Raw genomic sequence first — 20,806 nt, 5'->3', positions numbered from 1 at the left:
CACCGGCACCGCCCCGGAGCCCGAACTGCGCCCCGCGCACGAGATGTTCCTCGCGGTGATGGCCGCCCCGCACCTGAAGTGCGCCCCGGGGCGGTGCCGGTGATCGTCGGAGCCGTCGAGGACCACCTGGGCCCCGCCGAGGGCCGCTACTTCGCCAGCGGCTTCCTGCGCGTGCGCCAGCGGCTGACCGCCATCGCCCTGACCGGCGGCCCGGAGTCCACGCGGGCGACGGCGACCGCGTCGGTGACCTACCCGGCCGACTGGTCCGCGAAGGGCGCCGGCGGTCTCGTCCCGCACCTCAGCAGCATCGACGCCCTGGTCCTGGCCGCCCGCACCGCCGAGCTCCTCCTCACCCACGCCTACGGCCTCGACGCGGGCGCCCGCTCCCGGATGTGGCTGCGCCGGGTCGTGATCCGGACCGGAGGCCGCCCGCAGGAGGACCTCGCCCGGCTCCCCGTGCGCGGCACGGCCCGCCCCGCCGAGTCGGTCGCCGTCGCCGACGGCCTGCGCACCTCCGCCGTGGGCGTCACCATCGGCTCGATGGACGTGCGCTGCGAGGTCCAGCACGAGGACCAGGGCGGCTACCGCCCCTCCGAGGGCGCGCTGTACGAGGACGCCGACACGGCGCTGGGCGCGCCGGACGGCCAGTACTACGCCGAGCTGTTCCGGCGGCGCACCCAGCGCGTCACACACCTCGCCGTCGACCCGGAGGCGGCCCGCGCGGACGCCGAGATCGCCCTGACGCCCGCGCCGGGCGAGGGCGCCGGCACCGGCCTTGAGGCCGCGTACGCGCCGAGCGCCTCGATGGTCGACGCGATCGCCGTCGTGGGCCAGCTCGCCCAGATCCTGATGTACGCCCTCGACGGCCTCACCCGCGGGCGCAGCGACACGCTCTGGCTGCGCCGCGCGGAACTCGCCACCGACCTGCCGCTGCGCGCCGTGGACCGCGCCTTCCCCGCGCACGCGCGGGTCGCCGACGCCCGGCTCGTCGACATCGACGAGCACCCATGGCGGGTCTGCGACCTGTCCTACGGCTTCCACGGCATCACCGGCACCTTCTCGGTGGCCCACCGACTCCCCGACCGAGGAACGCGATGACCCCTCCCGCACGGCCGCGCAGGATCGCCGTCTCCGGCACCTACTGCACCGGCAAGACCACCACCACGATCGCCCTGGCCCACCTCACCGGCGTGCCCCGCACGCACGCGCGCACGATGCGCGAGATCCTCGCCGACGCGCTGCCCGGCAGGCGGCTGGAGGAGTGCACGGCGCCGGAGCTGATCCAGCTCGGCATCCAGCGCTACACCGAACGCGCCGTCCACGAGTCCCGCCTCACCGGCGGCTTCCTCTCCGACGGGTCCTCGCTGCACGAGTGGGTCTACGGCAAGGTCCGCGTCCGCGCCGGCATCCACCCCACCGACGGCTACGACGCGACCGGCACGCCGCCCGACTTCTACGAGGAGGTCGTCGACTCCCTGGGCGCCGTGTTCCGCAGGCACGCGCGCACCGCGTACGACGTCTTCGTGCACCTGCCCGTCGAGTTCGACCTCGTGGAGGACGGCCACCGGCCCGTCTCCGAGCGGTTCCGCCGCATGTCCGACGAGCTGCTGCGCACGACCCTGGACGACCTCGCGATCCCGTACCACGTCGTCGGCGGGCCCATCGACGAGCGCCTCGCGACCATCGTCGACCTCTTCGGGCTGCCGACCCGCATGAGCCTCGCGCACGCCGTCGACCTCGCCTACGCGGAGACCGCCCGCACCGCCGCGCTCGCCTGACCCCACCCGCCCCACCGCCCTCCCCAGGAGCACCCTTATGCCCGAAACGACTGACACCTCCGCGTTGTTCCGGCCTTTCTCCATCGGCTCCCTGAATCTGCCGAACCGGATCGTCATGTCGCCGATGACCCGCAACTTCTCGCCCGGCGGCGTACCCGGCCCCGACGTCGCCGCCTACTACGCGCGCCGCGCCCGGGGCGGGGTCGGCCTGATCGTCACCGAGGGCACGGTCGTCGGGCACCCGGCCGCCGCGCCGGCCCCGGCCGTGCCCCGCTTCCACGGCGAGGACGCCCTCGCGGGCTGGGCCCGGGTCGTCGAGGAGGTCCACGCGGCGGGCGGCCGGATCGTCCCCCAGCTGTGGCACGCGGGCCTGGAACGCAAGGGCGACGACGTCCCCGACCCGCACGTCCCCGCCGTCGGCCCCGACACGCTCACCGAGCCGGAGATCGCCGGGATCGTCGCCGCCTTCGGCCGGGCCGCCGCCGACGCCCGCCGCCTCGGCTTCGACGGCGTCGCCCTGCACGGCGGCCACGGCTACCTGATCGACCAGTTCCTGCGCCCCGAGACCAACCACCGCACCGACGCGTACGGCGGCGACCTGAAGCGCCGTACCCGGTTCGCCGCCGAGGTCGTCGCCGCCTGCCGCGCCGCCGTCGGCCCCGACTTCCCCGTGATCCTGCGGATCTCGCACTGGACGGTGAACGACTTCGACGCCCAACTCGCCTCAGGACCCGAGGAGCTGGCGGAACTGCTCGACCCGCTGGTGCGCGCCGGGGTGGACGTCCTCGACTGCTCGGCCCGCCGCTTCTGGCTGCCGGGATTCCCCGCCACCGGCTCCGAACTGAGCCTCGCCGGCTGGGTCCGCAAGCTCACCGGCCTGCCCACCGTCGCCGTCGGCTCGGTGGGCCTGACCGGCAGCGAGTTCCTCACCACCCTCATCGAGGGCAAGGGCGCCGACAACGCCGACCTGGCCGACCTCCTGGAGCGCCTGGAACGCGACGAGTTCGACCTCGTCGCCCTCGGCCGGCTGCTCCTGACCGACCCCGGCTGGCCCGCCAAGATCCAAGGTGGCCGCCACGACGACCTGCGCCCGTTCACCGCCCAGAGCCTCCTGAGCCTCGACTGACACCCCCTCACCCGACCGGAGACCCGTCATGCGCGTCCTGTTCACGCTGTTCCCCGCGACCGCCCACCTGCACACGATGGTCCCCCTCGCCTGGGCGCTGCACAGCGCCGGCCACGAGGTCGTCGTCGCCTGCGAGGCAGGTGCCCTCGACCCGGAGATCATCGGCAACATCACCGAGGCGGGCCTCACCGCCGTACCCCTCGGACCCGCCTCTGCCGGGCCGCCCCCTGAGGCCATGCAGCAGGGCCTGATGGCTTTTGCTGACGCCTGGCGCTTCGACCCGGCCCGGCCCGGCGAGACGGCCGACTGGCACGCCGCGCGCGCCCTGCTCGGCGGGATGTTCTCGTTCGCCTACCCGGAGCCCGGCGAGGACGGCTCGTTCCAGGACGACCTGATCGCCTTCACCCGCTCCTGGCAGCCCGACCTCATCCTGTGGGACAAGCTGATGATCCCGGCGGCGATCGCCGCGCGCGTGACGGGCACCCCGCACGCCCGCATCGTCTGGGGCCTCGACAGCATCGCCGCCCTGCACGAACTCACCGAGGCCGAGACCCCCGGCCGCCACGACTGGCTGACGTGGCTCGACCCGCTGCTCGCCCGCCACGGCCTCGCCTTCAGCGACGACACCCTCCTCGGCCAGTGGAGCCTCGACCTCGTCCCGCCCGCCATGAGGCCCCCGCTGAAGCTCCCCGCGATCCCCGTGCGCCGCCTGCCCTTCAACGGCTCCTCCCCGCTCCCCGACTGGCTGCACGGCACACCGGAGCGCCCGCGCGTGGTGCTCACCCTCGGCGTCAGCCGCCGGATGATCGGCGGCGGCACCGAATTCCCCGCGCCCGAGTTCCTGGAGCGCGTCGCCGAACTCGACGTGGAGGTCGTCGCGACCCTCGGCAGGGGCCAGCTCGCCCCCGACGTGACGCTCCCCGCCAACGTCCGCACGGTCGAGTACGTGCCCCTCAACCAGGTCCTGCCGACGACGTCCGCGATCGTCCACCAGGGCGGCACCGGGACGTTCACCGCGGCCGTCGCCCACCAGGTGCCCCAGCTCGTCGTCCCGGTCGTCTCCTGGGACGAACCGCAGATCGCGCGGCACGTCGAGCGGACCGGCGCGGGCCTCGTCGCCGACACCGCCGCCCTCGACGCCGACACCCTGAGCAAGCAGGTCGCCCGCCTCCTCGACGAACCGTCCTTCAAGGACGGCGCGCGCCGCCTGTACGAGCAGACGCTCGCCGCACCGGCCCCCACCGACGTCGTCCCCGTCCTGGAGCGGCTCGTCGCCCGGCACCGGGAGGAGGCCCGCGCGTGAGGATCCTCGTCACCGGAGCCGCCGGGTTCGCCGGCTCCCACTTCGTCCGCTCCCTCCTGGCCGGCGCCTACCGAGGCTGGGAGGGGGCCCGGGTCACCGCCCTCGACAAACGGCCCCTGCCGCAGCGCCACGCGCGCGTGGAGGCGGTCCGCGGCGACGTCGGCGACCCGTTCCTGCTGCGCGACCTGCTCCCCGGCCACGACGCCGTCGTCCACTTCGCGGACGTCACGCGCGCGGACACCGCGGAACTCGTCCGCACCAACGTCCTGGGCACCCACACCCTCCTCGACGCCGTCCGGGGCAGCGGCGTGGAACGCACGGTGGTCGTCTCCAGCGCCGACGTCTACGGCCCTCCCGCGGGCGACGGCGTCCCGTGGACCGAGGACCACCCGGTGCGCCCGGTCACGCCGTACGCGACCTCCCGGGCCGCCGCCGACCTCGTCGCCCGCTGCGCCTGGCACACCCACGGCGTCGACCTGTCCGTCACCCGCTCCGCCGCCTGCTACGGCCCCCGCCAGCAGCCGGACCGCCCGCTCCCGCGCCGCCTGACGGCCCTCCTGGAGGGCACCCGCCCCCGGCCGTACGACGACGCGCCGGCCGTCACCGAATGGCTGCACGTCGACGACCACTGCCGCGCCGTGCACCTGGTCCTCAACCGGGGCCGCGCGGGCGAGACGTACCACGTCGGAGGCGAGGCGGTCGCCCCCGCAGCCCTCGCCGAACACCTGCACACCCTCACCGGCACGAGCGCGGTGGCGCACGACAGCCCCGTACCCGCGCGCGTGGCGCTCGACGACAGCCGTATCCGCGAGGAACTCGGGTGGGCGCCCGCCGTCCCCTTCGAGCAGGGGCTCGCGGACACGGTCGGCTGGTACCGCGACCACCCCGGCTGGTGGACCGCCGCGCGCCGCGCGCGCGAGACGACGACGGCAGCCGCCTGACACGCGGGGCCGAGGGTATGGGGGCCCCTCGGCCACGCGCCGTATTGCACCGCGCCAAAGGTTCGGACTCATGGCACGGATCTGTTCCCGTGCAACGGAAGGTCGCCCGAAGCACGCACCGCACAGTCTTGCCACTTCCGGTAATCAGGAACAACCGTTCTTCCGAACAGTGGAAAGAAATCCAGGTTTACGGGCGTAGATCTCCGCCCTTAATAGAGCGACTGAACGACTAAGCGGGTCCGAGGTGCCCGAATCACGCCTGGTGCCCCTTTTTCGACTCACGCCGGAACGCCCCCGGCGTCATATTCACGCGACGCACGAAGAACTTGCCGAAGTTGGTCACCTCGGAGAATCCGAGCTGACGGGCGATCGCGTTGATCGGCAGGTCCGTGTGGACCAGCAGCCGGCGCGCCTCCAGCGCCACCCGCGCGTCGATCACGTCCTTCGCCGACGTCCCCGCGACCGCCCGGCAGGCCCGCGACAGCGCGCGTGTGGAGCAGCGCAGCGCCGCCGCGTACTCCTCGACCAGCCGGGTCGTCGCGAACGAACGGTCCAGCTCACGGCGGAAACGCAGGAACAGCTCGCCGTGCTCGCCGCTGAACGCGGTCGTCTTCTCCTTGTGGCGCAGCCGGCACATCTGGTCGATGTGCAGCAGGACGACGGCCAGCAGATGCTTCAGCAACTCCTCGCCGAGCCCCTGGTCGGGCCGTGTGAACTCCTCCCGCAGCAGGTCCAGGACCCGCCGGAACGCGGCCAGTTCACCCTCCCGCAGCCGCCAGTGCGAGGGCCGCAGCACATCGTCGAGGAGTCCCATGTGCGCGCTCATGCTCAGCGGGAACGCCTCCGTGAACAGGATGACGTCCGCGTTCATCTCCGGGTCGGGAACGAACTGCACGACCTGATTGGGGCGCGTCCACAACAGTGTTCCCGGCCGGATCGCGAACCGGTCGGAGTCGATGGAATAGTGTCCCCCGCCTTCCGTCACGAGCATGACCTGATGGAAGTCCAGCCGGTGCGGACTGGCGAAGAACTCACCCTCCCCGAAGGCGCGCAGCACGCCCAGCGAGGTGACCGCGAGACCGAGTCCGGGCCGGCAGACCGGAGCGAAGGGGACGACGGGGATCCCTAACGATGCGAAATCGACCATGGGCGTTCCGGAATCGACCTTTCTCGCTGCGCTTGAGGGTTCAATCATAGACGTGGTCGCCCGATGCCGGATCACTTCTGGTTCCCCCACGTGCTGTTTGGTGCCCGCACGTGTCAACACGCATCCCCGTAAGCACCCTTGTCATGAAGGTGAAAGGAACCTGAACGGGATGACCACTCCCCACTCCTCCCCGGAGCGTTCGGTCGTCGACCGGACGCTGAGCATCCTTGCCGCCTTCGACCCGGACAACCGGACCCTGTCCCTCAGCGACATCAGCCGGCGCTGCGGCCTGCCCGTCGCCACGGTCTACCGCATCGTGAACAAACTCCACGGCTGGGGCGCCCTCGAACGCTCCGCCGACGGCGGCTACAGCATCGGCCTGCGCCTGTGGGAGACCGCCTGCCTCGCACCGCGCGTCTCCCACTTCGTCGAGGCCGCCCACCCCCATCTCGTCGCCCTGGCCCAGCAGACCTCGGCCGCCGCGACCATCGCCATCCGCGACGGACGCGAGAGCGTCTGCCTCGCCTTCGTCTCCGACGACCCCCACCACCCCGCCGGCGGCAACCCGGAGCGCCGCCGCGTCCCCCTGCACGCCACCGCCGTCGGCCTGGTCCTGCTCGCCCACGCCGGCGAGACCGCCCAGCAGGAGGCCCTCGTGCCGCCCCTGCGCGCGTACACGCAGGCCACCGTCACCGACGTCAGCGAAGTACGGCGCGGACTGGTCCGCGTGCGCAGGGAAGGACACGCGCTCATCCACGGCGCGCACGCGCCGGGCCGCAGCAGCCACGCCGTACCCGTGCGCGACGCGCGCGGGACCGTCGTCGCGGCCGTCGGCGTGAGCGGGCCGCCCGAGATCGTCCAGCCCGTGCGCACCGCACCCCACCTGCACGCGGCGGCTGCGGCGATCGCCCGGGGGCTGCGCGCGGACGGGTTCGCCTGGACCGAGATGGGAGCCTGACGTCCGCGCGGTGCGCGAGGGGCCCAGGCCGGGTAGGACTGATCCGGACCGACCCCTCGCGCCCGCCCCGAAAGACAGGCAGACAGCAGACGATGACGGACCCTCAGGACTCGAGCACCGCCCCGGCCCGCTGGCGCGCCCGGGAGGACGCGATATGACCCACCTCGCCGTCGTCGACATGCAGCACGTCTTCGCCGACCCCACCAGCCCCTGGGCCGCACCCCGCTACCGCGAGGCCGCGACCGGCGTACGGCGCCTGCTGCCGGCCTTCGGGGACGACGTCACGTTCACCCGCTTCGTCGCCCCCGGGGAGCCGTCCGGCGCCTGGCGCGCGTACTACGCGCAGTGGCCCTTCGCCCTCCAGCCGCCGGACGCCGCCCTATGGCATCTGACGGACGGTTTCTGCGCCCTCGCGCCACAGGTCCTGGACGCACCCGCCTTCGGCAAGTGGACCCCCGCCCTCGCCGCCCGCGTCGCCCCGCACGGCCGCCTCGTCCTCGCCGGCGTCAGCACCGACCGCTCCGTCCTGTCCACCGCCCTCGCCGCAGCCGACGCGGGCGTCGAGGTCCTCGTCGCCGCCGACGCCTGCGCGGGCGCCAACGACACCGCCCACGCCAAGGCGCTCGACGTGATGGACCTCTACCAGCCACTGATCAAGGTGACGACGGTGGCGGGGGTGAGGGCGCTGCTGGGACGCTGACCGGCCTACGTCTCCAGGTACCGCAGGATCGCCAGCACCCGCCGGTTGTAGCCGGTCGTGTGCGTCAGCTCCAGCTTGTCGAAGATCGCCGCCAGGTGCTTCTCCACCGCGCTCAGCGAGATGTGCAGCTTCTGCGCGAGCGCCGCGTTCGTGTGTCCCTGCGCGAGCGCTTCCAGGACGTCGCGCTCGCGGGGCGTCAGCCGTGCCAGCGGGTCCGTGTGCGTCGTACGGACCACCAACTGCCGTACGACCTCCGGGTCGAGGGCGGCGCCGCCCGCGTGGACGCGTTCCAGCGCGTCGAGGAACTCCTCGACCTGGGCGACGCGGTCCTTGAGGAGATAGCCCACCCGTTCCGCGCCGGCGGACAGGAGCCGGGCCGCGTAGTGCCGCTCGATGTGCTGTGACAGCACCAGCACTCCCGTGTCAGGCCACCGTGCACGGATCTCCAGGGCCGCGCGCAGCCCTTCGTCGGTGTGGGTGGGCGGCATCCGGATGTCGAGGACGACGACGTCGGGCCGGTGCGCGGCCACCGCCTCCGGCAGGGGAGCGGCGTCGCCGTACGCCCCCAGCACCTCGTGCCCCTCCTCGACGAGGAGCCGGACCAGGCCCTCGCGCAGCAGCGTCGAGTCCTCGGCGAGCATCAGGCGCACGGCAGCTCCGCGGTGATCGTGGTGGGTCCCCCCACCGGACTGTCGACATGCAGCGTTCCGTCGAGCGCGGCCACCCGCCCCCGCAGCCCGCTCAACCCGCTGCCCGAGGCGTCCGCGCCGCCCCTGCCGTCGTCCCGGACCCGCACCGCGAGCACCGGACCACGCAGCGCCACCCGGACGCACACCCGGGACGCGCCCGAGTGCTTGGCCGCGTTGGTGACGGCCTCGGACACCACGAAGTACGCGGCGGTCTCCACCGCCCTGGGCAACTCCCCGGCGACGTCGAACTCCGTGCGCACGGGCAGCGCGCACCGCTCGGACACCCCGCCCAGCGCCTCTTCGAGACCGACGCTGTCCAGCGCCGACGGGTAGACGCGCCAGGCCACCTCGCGCAGCTCGGCCAGGAGCGCCCGGCACTCCTGATGGGCCTGGAGCAGCAGCGCGTCCGTCCGCTCCGCGTCGCGCCCGCGACGGGCCCGGCCGAGCAGCATGCCGAGCGCGACGAGCCGTTGCTGGATCCCGTCGTGCAGATCCCGCTCGATGCGCTGCCGCTCGGTGTCCACCGCGTGGACGACCGCCGCCCGGCTCGCCGCGAGCTCGTCGATGCGCAGCCTGAGCAGTTCGGGGCCGGAGGGGCCGAAACACTCCCCGGCCAGCCGCGCGTCCAGCCGGGCCAGCGAGCGCAGCCCCTGGAGGTCGAGGAAGAGCAGCACCCCTCCGAGCAGCGTCTGCCCGGCCAACTCGCCCCCGTCGACGCTGCCTTGGACCGCCCCGCGCACCAACAGGCCCGCCAGCACGACCCCGAGGGCCAGCAGCCCGGCCACGACGGCACACACCAGCCCGCCGGCCGCACGCAGCGCGAGGTAGCGGCGGATCTTCCGGTCCGGCGGCGCGTACTCCCCGGGGAAGCGGTCACCGAAGAAGTGCGACCGGCGAGCCCGCTCGACTGCCGCCCAGCGACGGGCCGCAGACCTCCACGGCACGGACAGCAGGCCGACCGGGCCCGTCGCACACCCGAGGAGCGTCCCCGCACTCCGCCGCGCCAAGTCCCCCCACACAGGCGCCGACCCTATCCGAGCGGACATCAACCGCGCCTGTGCAGGCCCTGGTTGCGGCCCCGTACCCGCGACCCGACGTACACCGTGAACGCGACCACCACCACCGCGAGAACCACCTTGGACAGGATCCCGACGTACGTCTCCACCACCTCCCACCGGTCCCCGAGCCAGTAACCCGCCAGCACCAGAACGGAGTTCCACAGCAGGCTGCCCAGCGCGGTCAGCGGCACGAACACGGTGAGCGGCATCCGCTCCACCCCGGCGGGCACCGAGATCAGGCTGCGGAAGACCGGCACCATCCGCCCGAACAGCACCGCCTTCGTGCCGTGCCGCGCGAACCACACCTCCGTACGCTCCAGGTCGGACGCCTTCACCAACGGCAGCCGCGCCCACAGCGCGTGCATACGCTCCCGGCCGAACAGCGCGCCGATCCCGTACAGCGCGACGGCCCCCACGACCGAGCCCAGCGTCGTCCACAGCAGCGCCGACGCCAGGCTGATCACCCCCTGCCCCGCCGCGAACCCCGTCAGCGGGAGGATCACCTCGCTCGGCAGCGGCGGGAAGAGGTTCTCCAGCGCGACGGCCAGCCCCGCCCCCGGGCCGCCCAGGGCGTCCACGAGGCCGGCGGCCCAGCCTGCGATCCCGTCGGAGGGCTCCTGAGGAAGAGCCGAGAACAGCAGAGGCATGGGGGTCTCCAAGCGGGTGAGCCGGCACGCCGGGGCAGCCGCCCCGACCGGAGTCCACGCTAGAAACCCCAGGTCAACGCCGGTACGGGGCTTTCCGCACACCCGCCCCTGCGGAAAACCTCACCCCTGCCCGAGCCCCTGCCCGAGCCCCCGCGCGAGCGCCGCCCGCTGCAACGGCAGGACCCGCGCGTGCACCGTCCGCCCCTTCTCCGTCAGCGACACGTACACCCCCCGCCGGTCCTCGGCGCACACCGACCGCTCGACCAGCCCGTCCTTCTCCAGCCGCCCGATGAGCCGCGACAGCGCGCTCTGGCTGAGGTGGACGCGGCCGACGAGGTTCTGTACGCGGCACTGGTCGCCGTGGCGCGGCGCCTCGGCGGCGAGGAGGTCGAGGACCTCGAAGTCGCTGGCACCGAGGCCGTGGGGGTGCAGGGCGCGGTCGATCTCGCAGAGCGTGCGGGCATGCACCGTCAGGATGTCCCGCCACCGGTCCTCGAGGGCCGCCGCGGTCGCGTTCGCTGCCATGAACCGACCGTAACATCGAAGTGACGTGTCATTGATCGTGCAACTTGTGCGGATGCATGTAGTGCTCAGGCAACCGGGTCCTGGAGCAGCCCGACGAGGTTGCCGTCCGCGTCCTTCACCGACGCGATCAGCCGCCCGTTGCCGACGTCCTGCGCGTCCTGGAGGAGCTCGGCGCCCGTGTCCAGGAGCGCGGCGAGACGCTCGCGCAGGTCGGTGACGTGCCAGTAGGGGACCGGCCCGGTCATGCCCTTCCCGTGGCCGTTCGGGTCGAGGCCGACGTCCTGTCCCGCGGCCTTGTACCCGACGTAGTACGGCGTGTCCGCGTACGGCTCGACGCCGAGCAGCGCGCCGAACACGGCCTTCGCGCTGGTCAGGTCCTTGACGGGGTAGATGATCGTCTGGAGTCCGGCGGACATGGGGCGCTCCTCGTGGGTCGGGGCTCGTGCTGTGCCCACCACGCTAGGCCGGGCGCCGGTGATCCGCTTCTTCGATCCTGACCGGCCGCACCGGACACGGAGAAGGGGTGCGAGCCCCCCACGGCCCGCACCCCTTCTCACCTCACGTCGAGTCCCGCTTCACCAGCTCCGTCGGCAGGATCACCGCCGCCGGGTCCTCCCCGCCGATCTGCGCGAGCAGCACCCGCACCATCTCGGCGCTGATCCGGTCCCACGGCTGACGGATCGTCGTCAGCGCCGGGTTGGAGGCGACCGCGGCGGGCGAGTCGTCGAACCCGCCGACCGCGACGTCCTCCGGCACCCGCCGCCCCGCGTCCCGCAGCGCCGACAGCACGCCCTGCGCCATGAGGTCGGACGCGACGAACACGGCGTCGAGATCGGGCGCCCGCTCCAGCAGCGCCCGCGCCCCCGCCTCGCCGCTCGCCCGGCTGTAGTCACCGGACACGACGAGCCGCTCGTCGTACGCGATGTCCGCCTGCGCGAGCACCTCCCGGTACCCGGCGAGCCGCTCCACACCGCCCGGCGTGTCCAGCGGCCCGGTGACGACGCCGACGCGCCGCCGGCCCAGGGACAGGAGGTGGCGGACCATGTCGCGGGCGCCGTCCCGGTCGTCGGCGGCGACGTAACTCACCTTCGACCCGATCCCGATCGGTTTGCCGCAGGCGACGAGCGGTACGCCGGCCTCGCGCAGCTCCTGCGCGATCGGATCGCCGGAGTGGCTGGAGACCAGCAGCACCCCGTCGACGTGCCCGGCGGTGATGTACCGCGTTATCCGCCGCCGCTCGTCCTCGGTCGCCGCCAGCATCAGCAGCAGCGGCACGTCGTGCGTGGCCAGCGCCTGGGTGCAACCCCGCAGCAGGACATTGAAGTTGGGGTCCTCGAAGAACCGCTCCTGAGGCTCCGTCAGCAGGAAGCCGACGGAGTCGGAGCGGCCGGTGATCAGGGAGCGCGCGTGCCGGTTGACGACGTAACCCGTCCTGCGGATCGCGGCGTTGACCGCCTCCTGCGCCGAAGGGCTCACGTAGTGGCCGCCGTTGAGGACCCGCGAGACGGTGCCCCGGGAGACCCCCGCCTCGCGCGCCACGTCGTGGATGGTCGGAGGCTTGCGCCTGCCCCCCGAAGTGCTCATGGTCATGACTTTACGGCCCCGGACAGCAGATCCAGGCTCCAGAACCGCTGAATGACCAGGAACAGCGCGACCAGCGGGATCACCGCGAGGAACGCGCCGGTGATCACCAGCGTGTACAGCGCGGGCGCCGCCGCGCCCTGCTTCAGGAGCGTGAACAACCCCAGCGTGATGGGGAACTTGGTGTCGTCGCTGAGCATGATGTACGGCAGCAGGAAGTTGTTCCAGATCGCGACGAACTGGAACAGGAACACCGTCACCAGACCCGGGACCATCATCGGCAGCGCGATCCGCGTGAAGATCCGCCACTCGCTCGCCCCGTCCATCCGCCCCGCCTCGACGACGTCCGCCGGGACGGCCGCGCTCGCGTAGATGCGCGCCAGGTAGACGCCGTAGGGGGAGAGGATCTGCGGCAGCATCACCGAGAGGTACGAGTCGGTGACCCCGGCCTTCGCCATCAGCAGGTACTGCGGGATGGCCAGGATGATCGGCGGCATCAGCACGCCCGCGAGCAGGATGCTGAACATCGACTCGCGGCCCCGGAACCGGTAGATCGCGAGCGCGTACCCGCTGAACGCGGACACGGCCGTCGACAGCAGCGCGCCGACCCCGGCGTAGAGGGCGGAGTTGCCCATCCACTGCCAGTAGACGCCGTCCCGGTAGGCGTTCAGCTCCTTGACGTTGTCGACGAAGCCCGACCCCGGCCAGAACGTGAACGTGGAGAAGAGTTCGCCGCCGGACTTGGTGGACGCGATGACCACCCAGGCGACGGGCAGCAGACAGTAGACCGCCCCGATCAGCAGAGCGACCGTCGGGACCAGCGCGATACGGCTGCGCAGCGGCGGCTTCTTGTGCGCGGTACCCGCCGCGCCGGCGGCCGAGGGGACCTTCTGGACGGCAAGAGAACTCATCGGGCTCCCTCCTCCTGCTGGGAACGGCGGTTCGCGGCGCGCAGGAAGCCGAAGGAGAGCACCAGCGTGGCGAAGGCGATGATCACGGCCTGGGCCGCGGCACGGTAGATGTCACCGTTGCCGAAGGCGTCCTGGTAGACCTTCATCAGCGGACTCCACGTCGTGGACACGGAGTTGGTGAGCGGTTTCAGGGTCGTCGGCTCGTTGAACACCTGGAGCGTGGCGATGATCGAGAAGAAGAACGTCAGCACCAGCGACGGCGCCACCATCGGGATCTTGATCCGCAGCGCGATCTGCAACGGCGTCGCCCCGTCGAGCTTCGCGGCCTCGTACACCTCGGCCGGGATCGACTGGAGCGCCGTGTAGATGACGATCATGTTGAAGCCGGTGCCGCCCCACACCGCGATGTTCGACAGCGCGAGGTACAGCGGCCCGCCGTCCAGCAGATCCGGCTGCGGCATCCCCAGCTTGTCGAGGATCCAGTAGAACGGGCTGACGTCCGGCAGGTACAGGAAGCCCCACAGCAGGGCGGCGACCACACCGGGAATGGCGTACGGCAGGAAGATCGCGAGCCGTGTGAACGGCGTGAACCGCACCTTGTCCGCGTCCAGCATCAGCGCGAACAGCAGCGCGAGGCCCAGCATCACGGGGACGACGATGCAGCCGTACCCGAGGACGCGCAGGGCGCCGTGCAGCAGCTCGCTGTCGGAGAGGGCGTCGGTGTAGTTCTCCAGTCCCGCCCACACTTCCTTGCGCGCGCCCGACCCGAGGCCGAGCCCCGAGACGCGCACCTTGCGGAAGCTCAGGTAGACGGCGTACCCGATGGGCAGCGCGAAGAACAGGGCGAAGAGGACGATTCCGGGGAGGAGGAAGGCGTACGGGGCCGACTTGACCCCGTACGACTGCCGGCGTGCGGTTTTCACTCGGAGACCTCGAAGCCCTGCTTCTTCATGTCGGCGACGGTGTCGGACTGCATCTTCGCCAGCGCGGCGGAGAAGTCCGACTTGTTCTTCGCGGCGGCGCCGAACGCGTCCTTGAACGTGGTGTACGCGACGTTGACGTTCGGGCCCCACGCGGAGGGCGCCGTGGTCTTGGCGACGTTCGCGGCGACCTTGTAGAAGTCGGGCTGGTTCGCGAAGTACGCCGGCGGGGCCGTGAACGCGCCGGAGAGCTGCGCCGAGGTGGACGCCGGGTAGATCCCGCCCTCCTTGGCGAGCGCGTTCAGGGCGTCGCCGTCCGTGTTCAGCCAGGTGGCGAACTTCGCGGCGGCCGACTTGTGCTTCGAGTCGGTCGTCACGCCGGTCGAGGAACCGCCCCAGCTGCCGGTGGTGCTGTCGCTCGCCGACCACTGGGGGAGCGGGGCCACGGCCCACTTGCCCTTCGTGGAGGGGGCGGCGGAGGAGAGCGTGCCGGGTGCCCACACGGCGGAGACCCAGGCGATCTGCTTGCCGGTGTCCAGCGCCTTGTTCCAGGCCGGCGTGTACATCGGCTGGTTGTCGATGGCGCCCTCCTTGACGAGGCCGCCCCAGAAGTCGGCGACCTTCTTCGTCGCCGCGTCGTCGATGCCGACCTTCCACTTGTTCCCGGCGGTGGTCCACCACTTGGCGCCGGCCTGCTGGGCGAGGCCCGCGAAGAGGCCCGAGTCGTTCGCGGAGAACGTCGTCAGGTCGGTGTCCGGAGACTTCTTCTTCAGCGCGCGGGCCGTCTCGGCGAACTGCTCCCAGGTGGTGGGGACCGTCAGGCCGTACTGCTTGAAGAGGTCCTGGCGGTAGTAGAACATCATCGGGCCGATGTCCTGCGGGATCGCGTAGACCGCGTCCGTGCCCAGCGTCGTCTGCTGCCAGACGCCCTCGGCGAACTTGGACTTGGCGTCGCCGATGTTCTTCGAGATGTCCGCGAGCGCGTCGTTGGAGACCAGCGTCGGCAGCGCCTGGTACTCGGCCTGCACCAGGTCCGGGCCGTTGCCCGCCTTGTGCGCGGTGAGGATCTTCGCCACCAGGTCGTCGCCGGACGCCTGCTTCAGGGCGGTGACCTTGATCTGGTCGGCCTTGCCGGGGCCGTCGTTCCAGAGCTTGACGACCTTGTCCATGCCGGGCGTCCAGGTCCAGTACGTCAGCGAGACCGGACCGGAGGACTCGGACCCGCCGTCGTCGTCGGACGACCCGCACGCGGCGAGCGCGGTGGCGCCGAGCGTGACGGCGATGGCGGTTGCCACGAGGCGACGGCGCTTCGTGTTCGGCATGGAATTCTCCCCTGACCTGGGCCCCCGCCTCGCGCGAGGGCCTGCCATGCGATGCGCATGACCTCGGACACTGCCCGTCGCAGCGTCCCGTCATGCTTCTGTGAGCGTTCACAGTAGAGAAACATCCCGGACACTTGTCAATGGTTGTTGCTGTGCGGTTATGTTGGACTCCGAACGGCGCCGTTGTCTGTGCACGTTCCCAAATGATCGTTCAACCGGGAGAGATCGATGCCGGACACCAGCCCCCAGGGCCTCACCAGGCTCGCCTTCGGCGGGGACTACAACCCCGAGCAGTGGCCCGAGAGCGTCTGGCAGGAGGACGTCCGGCTGATGCGCGAGGCCGGCGTCACCATGGTGAGCGTCGGGATCTTCTCCTGGGCCCTGCTGGAACCCGCGCGCGGGCAGTACGACTTCGGCTGGCTCGACCGGATCATCGCCCTGCTCCACGAGAACGGCATCCGCGTCGACCTCGGCACCCCCACCGTCGTCCCGCCCGTCTGGTTCTACCGCGAACACCCCGACGCCCTCCCGGTCGCCGCCGACGGCACCCGCTACGCCTTCGGCTCACGCGGCGCCATCTGCCACAGCAACCCCGACTACCGCGCCGCCGCCGCGAACATCACCACGAAGCTCGCCGAGCGCTACGGCGACCACCCCGCCCTCGCGATGTGGCACGTCCACAACGAGTACGGCGTCCCCGTCTCCGCCTGCTACTGCGACTCCTGCGCCGCCCACTTCCGCCGCTGGCTGGAGACCACGTACGGCGGCATCGAGGCCGTCAACGCCGCCTGGGGCACGGCCTTCTGGGGCCAGCGCTACGCCGGCTTCGAGGACATCGGCCCGCCGCGCACCGCGCCCACCGTCGGCAACCCCGGGCAGGCCCTCGACTACAAGCGGTTCGCGGACGCCACGATGCGCGAGAACTTCGTGGCCGAGCGGGACATCCTGCACCGCCTCGCGCCGGGCGTGCCGGTCACCACGAACTTCATGACCGCCCTCAGCCAGTGCGACTCCGTCGACTACTGGGCCTGGGGCCGCGAGGTCGACATCGTCACCAACGACCACTACCTGATCACCGACGGCCGCCGCACCCACGTCAACCTCGCGATGGCCGCCGACCTCACCCGCTCCGTCGGCGGCGGCGCCCCCTGGATCCTCCTGGAGCACTCCACCTCCGGCATCAACTGGCAGCCCCGCAACCCCGCGAAGGCGCCCGGGCAGATGGCCCGCAACTCCCTCGCGCACGTCGCACGCGGCTCCGAGGGCGCCATGTTCTTCCAGTGGCGCCAGTCCCGGCGCGGCGCCGAGAAGTTCCACTCCGCGATGGTCCCGCACGGCGGCACCGACACGCGCGTCTGGCGCGAGGTCGTCGAACTCGGCGCCTGTCTCGACTCGTTGAACCCCATCCGCGGCTCCCGCACCGAGGCCGACGTCGCCGTCCTGTGGGACTGGCAGTCCTGGTGGGCGCAGAACCTCGCCTGGCGCCCCAGCGAGGACGCCGACCCGCGCGAGCGCGCCGACGCCTTCTACGAGGCCCTCTACGACCGCCACCTCACCGTCGACTTCGCCCACCCCGAGTCCGACCTGTCGACCTACCCGCTGGTCGTCGTCCCCGCCCTCTACCTGATGACCGAGGCCGCCGGGAACAACCTCCGCGCGTACGTCGCCGGCGGCGGCACCCTCCTCGTCTCCTTCTTCTCCGGCATCGTCGACGAGCACGACGCCGTCCACGACGGCGCCTACCCCGGTGCCCTGCGCGACGTCCTCGGCCTCACCATCGAGGAGTTCTCCCCGCTGCTGGCGGGGGAGACGGTACGGCTCACCGGTCCCGACGGCGCCGCTCTGACCGGTGACGTGTGGAGCGAGTTCGTCGTGCCGCGCGGCGCCGAGACCGTGTGGTCCTTCGCCGACGGGCTCGCCGCCGGGCGGCCCGCCGTCACCCGGCACCGGCTCGGCGAGGGCACCGCCTGGTACGTCTCCACCCGCCTCGGCGCTGAGGGGCTCGACACGGTCCTCGCGCGCGCCGCCGACGACGCCGGGATCACGCCGCGCGATCTGCCCCGGGACGTCGAGGTCGTGCGCCGGTCCGGGGAGAACGCCGACTACCTGTTCGCGATCAACCACACCGCCGGTGACGTCAAGGTGCCGCTGGAGTCCGCCGGCACCGAACTCCTCACCGGCGAGCGCGCCTTGGGCCACCTCGCCGTCCCGGCGGGCGCCGTGCGCGTCGTACGGCTCGACGGCTGAGCCGGCCACCGACTCCCCCTTCGCCCGTGGAGCCGCGAGCCGCGGGCGGAGGGGGTCCCTCGCACCTGCACGGTCCCGCAAGGGACTTGAGCCTCGTCTCGTCGAGGCTGGGGTTGTCAGGTGCGGGACACCCCACCCCCATCACGTCGAAGGGACGACGGACGACGATGTTCCATCCCAGACGCACTCTCCAGGCCCTCATGCTGCCGCTGGCCGCGGGCCTCGCCCTCACCGCCCTGCCCGCGCAGACCGCTGCCGCCGCCTCCACGCTCACCAACGGCGGCTTCGAGTCCGACGGCACCGGCACCGCGACCCCCGCCGGGTGGTCCACCTACTCCGCCGGCGGCCAGAACTCCGCCTCCTTCACCGAGTCCGGTGGCCGCAGCGGCAGTTACCGGCTCACCCAGTGGGCGTCCGCCGCCTACAAGGTGGAGACGTACCAGTACCTGTCGGGGTTGACCAACGGGAACTACACGTTGACCGCGTGGGTCCGCTCAAGCGGTGGACAGAACGCGGCGTACCTGGCGCTCAAGAATTGCGGGAGCGCCGAGCAGCGTACAGACATACCGGTGTCGTCCAGTGGTTGGATCCGCATTGTCACGCCGGTCAATGTGACGAACAACCAGTGCACCATCAGCATCAACAGTGACGCCAACGCCGGTAACTGGATCAATGTTGACGACCTGTCGTTCAGTGCAGGGACCACCGGTACATCGATCCATGGTGCCGACATCTCCTCCCTCGCCAAGAGCGAGGCCAAGGGCGGCGTCTACAAGAACGCCTCCGGCACCAGCGGCGACGCCCTCGGCATCCTGCGCAACGCCGGCATGAACTACGCGCGCCTCAAGGTCTGGGTCAACCCCGCCGACGGCTACAACGACAAGGCGCACGTCCTGGCGATGGCCAAGCGGATCAAGGCGTCCGGCATGAAGCTGCTGGTCGACTTCCACTACTCGGACACGTGGGCCGACCCGGGCGCGCAGTCCAAGCCGGCCGCATGGGTGGGCCATACATACAGTCAACTCAAGACGGACGTGTACAACCACACGTACGACGTGTTGAACGCGTTGAAGGCTCAAGGCACCACCGCCGACATGGTCCAGGTGGGCAACGAGATCAACGGCGGCATGTTGTGGAACGAGGGATCGACCAGTAACTGGTCCCAGCTGGCCGGATTGCTCAACAGTGGATACGACGCCGTCAAGGCGGTCAACTCGTCCACCACCGTCGCCCTGCACCTCGCCAAGGGCGGCGACCTGTCCGGCACCCGCTGGTGGTTCGACAGCGCCGTCTCCAACGGCGTGAAGTTCGACGCGATCGGCCTGTCGTACTACGGCTACTGGCACGGCCCGCTGTCCGACTTCCAGACGACCCTGGACGACGCGGCGTCGCGGTACGGCAAGCCGGTGTTCGTGGCGGAGACGGCGTACCCGTTCACGCTCGCCCAGGACGACTCGCTGGAGAACCAGATCGACCTGAGCAGCGAGCTGGTGAGCGGCTACCCGGCCACGGTCGCGGGGCAGGCGAAGTGGATGAACGACGTCGCGAGCATCGTCGAGGCGGTTCCGAACGGCCGTGGACTGGGTGTCTTCTACTGGGAGGCCACCTGGACCGCCGTCACCGGCAACGGCTGGGACCCCAAGGACGCCGCCTCGGGCAACGGCTGGGAGAACCAGGCCCTGTTCGGCTACGACGACAGGGCGCTCGGCTCGATGGCGTGGTTCAAGCACCGGTAGGCACCCTTCAGGCACCAGAGGTCACCGGTTGAACCGGTGACGAGCATGCAGGCCCGGCCGCGCATACCCCGCGCGGCCGGGCCTACTTCGTCTGCATCAGCTGGATCAGGTTGCCGCAGGTGTCGTCCAGGACCGCGACGACGACCGGCCCCGCGTCCAGCGGCTCCTGCGTGAACCGCACCCCGAGCCCGGAGAGCCGCTCGAACTCGGCGCGCACGTCGTCCACGGCGAACGAGGCGGCCGGGATGCCGTCCTCGAACAGCGCGGCCTTGTACGGGCCCACCGCGCGATGTCCCGAGGGTTCGAGGAGCAACTCGGGACCGTCGGGGTCGCCGGGCGCGACGACGGTGAGCCAGCGGTCGGTGCCCACGGGCACGTCGTGCTTCGTGACGAAGCCGAGGACGTCGGTGTAGAACCGCCGGGCCTTCTCCTGGTCGTCGACGAAGACGTTGGTCAGATGGATCCGCACGGGTGCTCCCTGGGGGCGTGGACGGGCGTCGGTCCTCTCACCGTAGGGCCCCGGTGTCCCCCGGCCGAACGGGCGCGCCCGCAGGTCCGGGCGCCGTCGCCGGGGGGCGCCCGCCCCGATCCGGAACCGTGCCGCACGCCCCGCGCGCGTACGGCGTCCGTGCAGGCCGGACGGTGTACCCCGGACGGGCACGGCGGAGTCCGGGACGGGAAGGCGTCGACTGCGGGAGAGTGGACAGACGCGGTAGGAGGAGGCCCCGACGCGAGGACGGAGGGACAGGTTCAGATGCTGAGGACTCCCGTGGCCGGGCGGCGCCTGGAGATTCTGGAATGGCTCAAGGAGCCCGCCCTGCACTTCCCCGCGCGGCGGCGCGCCGCGTCCCCCGGGCACGGCGTCACCGCCGACGCGCTCGCCCACAAGCTCGGTGTGCGCCGCAAGGCCGCCGAGGCCCACCTCGCCCTGCTCGCGCGCGTGGGCCTGCTGCGGGCCGAGAAGGTCGGCCGGCGCACCTACTACCGGCGTGACGAGATCCGCATCGCGGAGGTCGCCCGCATGTTCGAGAAGGGCTGGCAGAGGTAGCGCGTGAGGGCTGGTGGGGCGGGGGAGGCGGGCCCGGGGAAAGCCCCGGCAAAGGCCCCCGCCCGCGCGCATGGAGGCGGGTGCCGACTGAAAGGATTACCTGTCTCCGACAGGAAGGGCACACGGTCATGCACCGTCGCGCGGCTCTCGTCCCTCTCCGGTACGTCAC

General features: G+C 71.8%; 21 protein-coding genes. 10 read left to right on the top strand and 11 right to left on the bottom strand.

Annotation, left to right across the window (positions count from 1 at the left end; genetic code table 11):
• Window positions 1-99 precede the first annotated feature (99 nt).
• The 5 genes from AOK24_RS05285 to AOK24_RS05265 are packed head-to-tail and all read left to right on the top strand — an operon-like array spanning window position 100 to window position 5,148.
• Window positions 100-1,098, top strand: coding sequence for an AvrD family protein (locus AOK24_RS05285; RefSeq protein WP_240553674.1), 999 nt, complete (start codon window positions 100-102; stop codon window positions 1,096-1,098).
• Window positions 1,095-1,778 carry an AAA family ATPase gene (locus AOK24_RS05280; RefSeq protein ID WP_055718888.1) on the top strand — a complete coding sequence of 228 codons (684 nt, stop codon included), beginning with the start codon at window positions 1,095-1,097 and terminating at the stop codon, window positions 1,776-1,778. The genes AOK24_RS05285 and AOK24_RS05280 overlap by 4 nt, the downstream gene beginning before the upstream one ends.
• A 37-nt stretch (window positions 1,779-1,815) precedes the next feature.
• Window positions 1,816-2,904, top strand: coding sequence for an NADH:flavin oxidoreductase (locus tag AOK24_RS05275; protein ID WP_055718887.1), 1,089 nt, complete (start codon window positions 1,816-1,818; stop codon window positions 2,902-2,904).
• A gap of 28 nt (window positions 2,905-2,932) precedes the next feature.
• Complete coding sequence (locus tag AOK24_RS05270) at window positions 2,933-4,207, top strand: nucleotide disphospho-sugar-binding domain-containing protein (RefSeq protein WP_055718886.1); 1,275 nt, start codon at window positions 2,933-2,935, stop codon at window positions 4,205-4,207.
• Window positions 4,204-5,148: a dTDP-glucose 4,6-dehydratase gene (locus tag AOK24_RS05265; protein WP_055718885.1), complete on the top strand. Its 945-nt coding sequence runs from the start codon at window positions 4,204-4,206 to the stop codon at window positions 5,146-5,148. The genes AOK24_RS05270 and AOK24_RS05265 overlap by 4 nt, the downstream gene beginning before the upstream one ends.
• A 253-nt stretch (window positions 5,149-5,401) precedes the next feature.
• On the opposite strand, the gene AOK24_RS05260 is transcribed toward AOK24_RS05265, so the two are convergent.
• Window positions 5,402-6,295, bottom strand: a complete 894-nt coding sequence (locus AOK24_RS05260; protein ID WP_055718884.1) for a helix-turn-helix transcriptional regulator — start codon at window positions 6,293-6,295, stop codon at window positions 5,402-5,404.
• A gap of 169 nt (window positions 6,296-6,464) precedes the next feature.
• On the opposite strand from AOK24_RS05260, the gene AOK24_RS05255 reads away from it, so the two are divergent.
• On the top strand, window positions 6,465-7,253 hold the full coding sequence (locus tag AOK24_RS05255; RefSeq protein WP_055718883.1) for an IclR family transcriptional regulator: 789 nt from the start codon (window positions 6,465-6,467) through the stop codon (window positions 7,251-7,253).
• Window positions 7,254-7,407: 154 nt separating this feature from the next.
• The gene (locus AOK24_RS05250; protein ID WP_055718882.1) at window positions 7,408-7,953 is read left to right on the top strand and encodes a cysteine hydrolase family protein; all 546 of its coding nucleotides are present in this window, start codon (window positions 7,408-7,410) and stop codon (window positions 7,951-7,953) included.
• A gap of 5 nt (window positions 7,954-7,958) precedes the next feature.
• Here AOK24_RS05250 and AOK24_RS05245 read toward each other — a convergent pair whose 3' ends face one another.
• From AOK24_RS05245 to AOK24_RS05205, 9 genes are all read right to left on the bottom strand, one after another.
• Window positions 7,959-8,594, bottom strand: a complete 636-nt coding sequence (locus AOK24_RS05245) for a response regulator (protein WP_055718890.1) — start codon at window positions 8,592-8,594, stop codon at window positions 7,959-7,961.
• Entirely contained in the window at window positions 8,594-9,661 is a 1,068-nt protein-coding gene (locus tag AOK24_RS05240) for a sensor histidine kinase (RefSeq protein WP_240553672.1), read from the bottom strand. The genes AOK24_RS05245 and AOK24_RS05240 overlap by 1 nt, the downstream gene beginning before the upstream one ends.
• 26 nt (window positions 9,662-9,687) lie before the next feature.
• Window positions 9,688-10,347, bottom strand: coding sequence for a DedA family protein (locus AOK24_RS05235; protein ID WP_055718880.1), 660 nt, complete (start codon window positions 10,345-10,347; stop codon window positions 9,688-9,690).
• 120 nt (window positions 10,348-10,467) lie between these two features.
• Window positions 10,468-10,872, bottom strand: a complete 405-nt coding sequence (locus AOK24_RS05230; protein ID WP_055718879.1) for a MarR family winged helix-turn-helix transcriptional regulator — start codon at window positions 10,870-10,872, stop codon at window positions 10,468-10,470.
• A gap of 65 nt (window positions 10,873-10,937) precedes the next feature.
• Window positions 10,938-11,288 (bottom strand): VOC family protein, encoded by a 351-nt coding sequence (locus tag AOK24_RS05225; protein ID WP_055718878.1) that lies wholly within the window; start codon window positions 11,286-11,288, stop codon window positions 10,938-10,940.
• 142 nt (window positions 11,289-11,430) lie between these two features.
• Window positions 11,431-12,462, bottom strand: coding sequence for a LacI family DNA-binding transcriptional regulator (locus AOK24_RS05220; protein ID WP_055718877.1), 1,032 nt, complete (start codon window positions 12,460-12,462; stop codon window positions 11,431-11,433).
• A complete protein-coding gene (locus tag AOK24_RS05215) occupies window positions 12,459-13,364 on the bottom strand; it encodes a carbohydrate ABC transporter permease (protein WP_055718876.1) in 906 nt (301 codons plus the stop codon). The genes AOK24_RS05220 and AOK24_RS05215 overlap by 4 nt, the downstream gene beginning before the upstream one ends.
• Window positions 13,361-14,287 carry a carbohydrate ABC transporter permease gene (locus AOK24_RS05210; protein WP_055718875.1) on the bottom strand — a complete coding sequence of 309 codons (927 nt, stop codon included), beginning with the start codon at window positions 14,285-14,287 and terminating at the stop codon, window positions 13,361-13,363. Before AOK24_RS05210 ends, AOK24_RS05215 begins: the two co-directional genes overlap by 4 nt.
• Complete coding sequence (locus AOK24_RS05205) at window positions 14,284-15,606, bottom strand: ABC transporter substrate-binding protein (protein ID WP_055718874.1); 1,323 nt, start codon at window positions 15,604-15,606, stop codon at window positions 14,284-14,286. The genes AOK24_RS05210 and AOK24_RS05205 overlap by 4 nt, the downstream gene beginning before the upstream one ends.
• Window positions 15,607-15,834: 228 nt before the next feature.
• Here AOK24_RS05205 and AOK24_RS05200 point away from each other — a divergent pair, with 228 nt between their 5' ends.
• Together AOK24_RS05200 and AOK24_RS05195 are read left to right on the top strand one after the other, a co-directional pair.
• Complete coding sequence (locus AOK24_RS05200; protein WP_055718873.1) at window positions 15,835-17,853, top strand: beta-galactosidase; 2,019 nt, start codon at window positions 15,835-15,837, stop codon at window positions 17,851-17,853.
• A gap of 167 nt (window positions 17,854-18,020) precedes the next feature.
• A complete protein-coding gene (locus AOK24_RS05195) occupies window positions 18,021-19,589 on the top strand; it encodes a glycoside hydrolase family 53 protein (protein WP_055718872.1) in 1,569 nt (522 codons plus the stop codon).
• Between the two features lie 82 nt (window positions 19,590-19,671).
• Here the strand turns inward: AOK24_RS05195 and AOK24_RS05190 are convergent, their stop codons facing one another.
• Window positions 19,672-20,058, bottom strand: coding sequence for a VOC family protein (locus AOK24_RS05190; RefSeq protein ID WP_055718871.1), 387 nt, complete (start codon window positions 20,056-20,058; stop codon window positions 19,672-19,674).
• A gap of 285 nt (window positions 20,059-20,343) precedes the next feature.
• Between AOK24_RS05190 and AOK24_RS05185 the strand changes: the two genes are divergently transcribed.
• Window positions 20,344-20,637, top strand: a complete 294-nt coding sequence (locus AOK24_RS05185; protein ID WP_055718870.1) for a helix-turn-helix domain-containing protein — start codon at window positions 20,344-20,346, stop codon at window positions 20,635-20,637.
• The last annotated feature ends 169 nt before the right edge of the window (window positions 20,638-20,806 follow it).

The sequence above is a fragment of the Streptomyces niveiscabiei genome (assembly GCF_001419795.1).
GTDB classification, from domain to species: domain Bacteria; phylum Actinomycetota; class Actinomycetes; order Streptomycetales; family Streptomycetaceae; genus Streptomyces; species Streptomyces niveiscabiei.
Note: the sequence above shows the minus strand (reverse complement) of the source record. Positions and strands in the feature narration are given on the sequence as shown.

Bases quoted from the DNA above. Each gene is read 5' to 3' on its own strand.
- AOK24_RS05215 (WP_055718876.1), bottom strand. From the start codon at position 13,364: ATGAGTTCTCTTGCCGTCCAGAAGGTCCCCTCGGCCGCCGGCGCGGCG.
- AOK24_RS05280 (WP_055718888.1), top strand. From the start codon at position 1,095: ATGACCCCTCCCGCACGGCCGCGCAGGATCGCCGTCTCCGGCACCTAC.
- AOK24_RS05260 (WP_055718884.1), bottom strand. From the start codon at position 6,295: ATGGTCGATTTCGCATCGTTAGGGATCCCCGTCGTCCCCTTCGCTCCG.
- AOK24_RS05200 (WP_055718873.1), top strand. From the start codon at position 15,835: ATGCCGGACACCAGCCCCCAGGGCCTCACCAGGCTCGCCTTCGGCGGG.
- AOK24_RS05275 (WP_055718887.1), top strand. From the start codon at position 1,816: ATGCCCGAAACGACTGACACCTCCGCGTTGTTCCGGCCTTTCTCCATC.
- AOK24_RS05205 (WP_055718874.1), bottom strand. From the start codon at position 15,606: ATGCCGAACACGAAGCGCCGTCGCCTCGTGGCAACCGCCATCGCCGTC.
- AOK24_RS05225 (WP_055718878.1), bottom strand. From the start codon at position 11,288: ATGTCCGCCGGACTCCAGACGATCATCTACCCCGTCAAGGACCTGACC.
- AOK24_RS05270 (WP_055718886.1), top strand. From the start codon at position 2,933: ATGCGCGTCCTGTTCACGCTGTTCCCCGCGACCGCCCACCTGCACACG.
- AOK24_RS05250 (WP_055718882.1), top strand. From the start codon at position 7,408: ATGACCCACCTCGCCGTCGTCGACATGCAGCACGTCTTCGCCGACCCC.
- AOK24_RS05255 (WP_055718883.1), top strand. From the start codon at position 6,465: ATGACCACTCCCCACTCCTCCCCGGAGCGTTCGGTCGTCGACCGGACG.
- AOK24_RS05245 (WP_055718890.1), bottom strand. From the start codon at position 8,594: ATGCTCGCCGAGGACTCGACGCTGCTGCGCGAGGGCCTGGTCCGGCTC.
- AOK24_RS05195 (WP_055718872.1), top strand. From the start codon at position 18,021: ATGTTCCATCCCAGACGCACTCTCCAGGCCCTCATGCTGCCGCTGGCC.
- AOK24_RS05220 (WP_055718877.1), bottom strand. From the start codon at position 12,462: ATGACCATGAGCACTTCGGGGGGCAGGCGCAAGCCTCCGACCATCCAC.
- AOK24_RS05230 (WP_055718879.1), bottom strand. From the start codon at position 10,872: ATGGCAGCGAACGCGACCGCGGCGGCCCTCGAGGACCGGTGGCGGGAC.
- AOK24_RS05185 (WP_055718870.1), top strand. From the start codon at position 20,344: ATGCTGAGGACTCCCGTGGCCGGGCGGCGCCTGGAGATTCTGGAATGG.
- AOK24_RS05235 (WP_055718880.1), bottom strand. From the start codon at position 10,347: ATGCCTCTGCTGTTCTCGGCTCTTCCTCAGGAGCCCTCCGACGGGATC.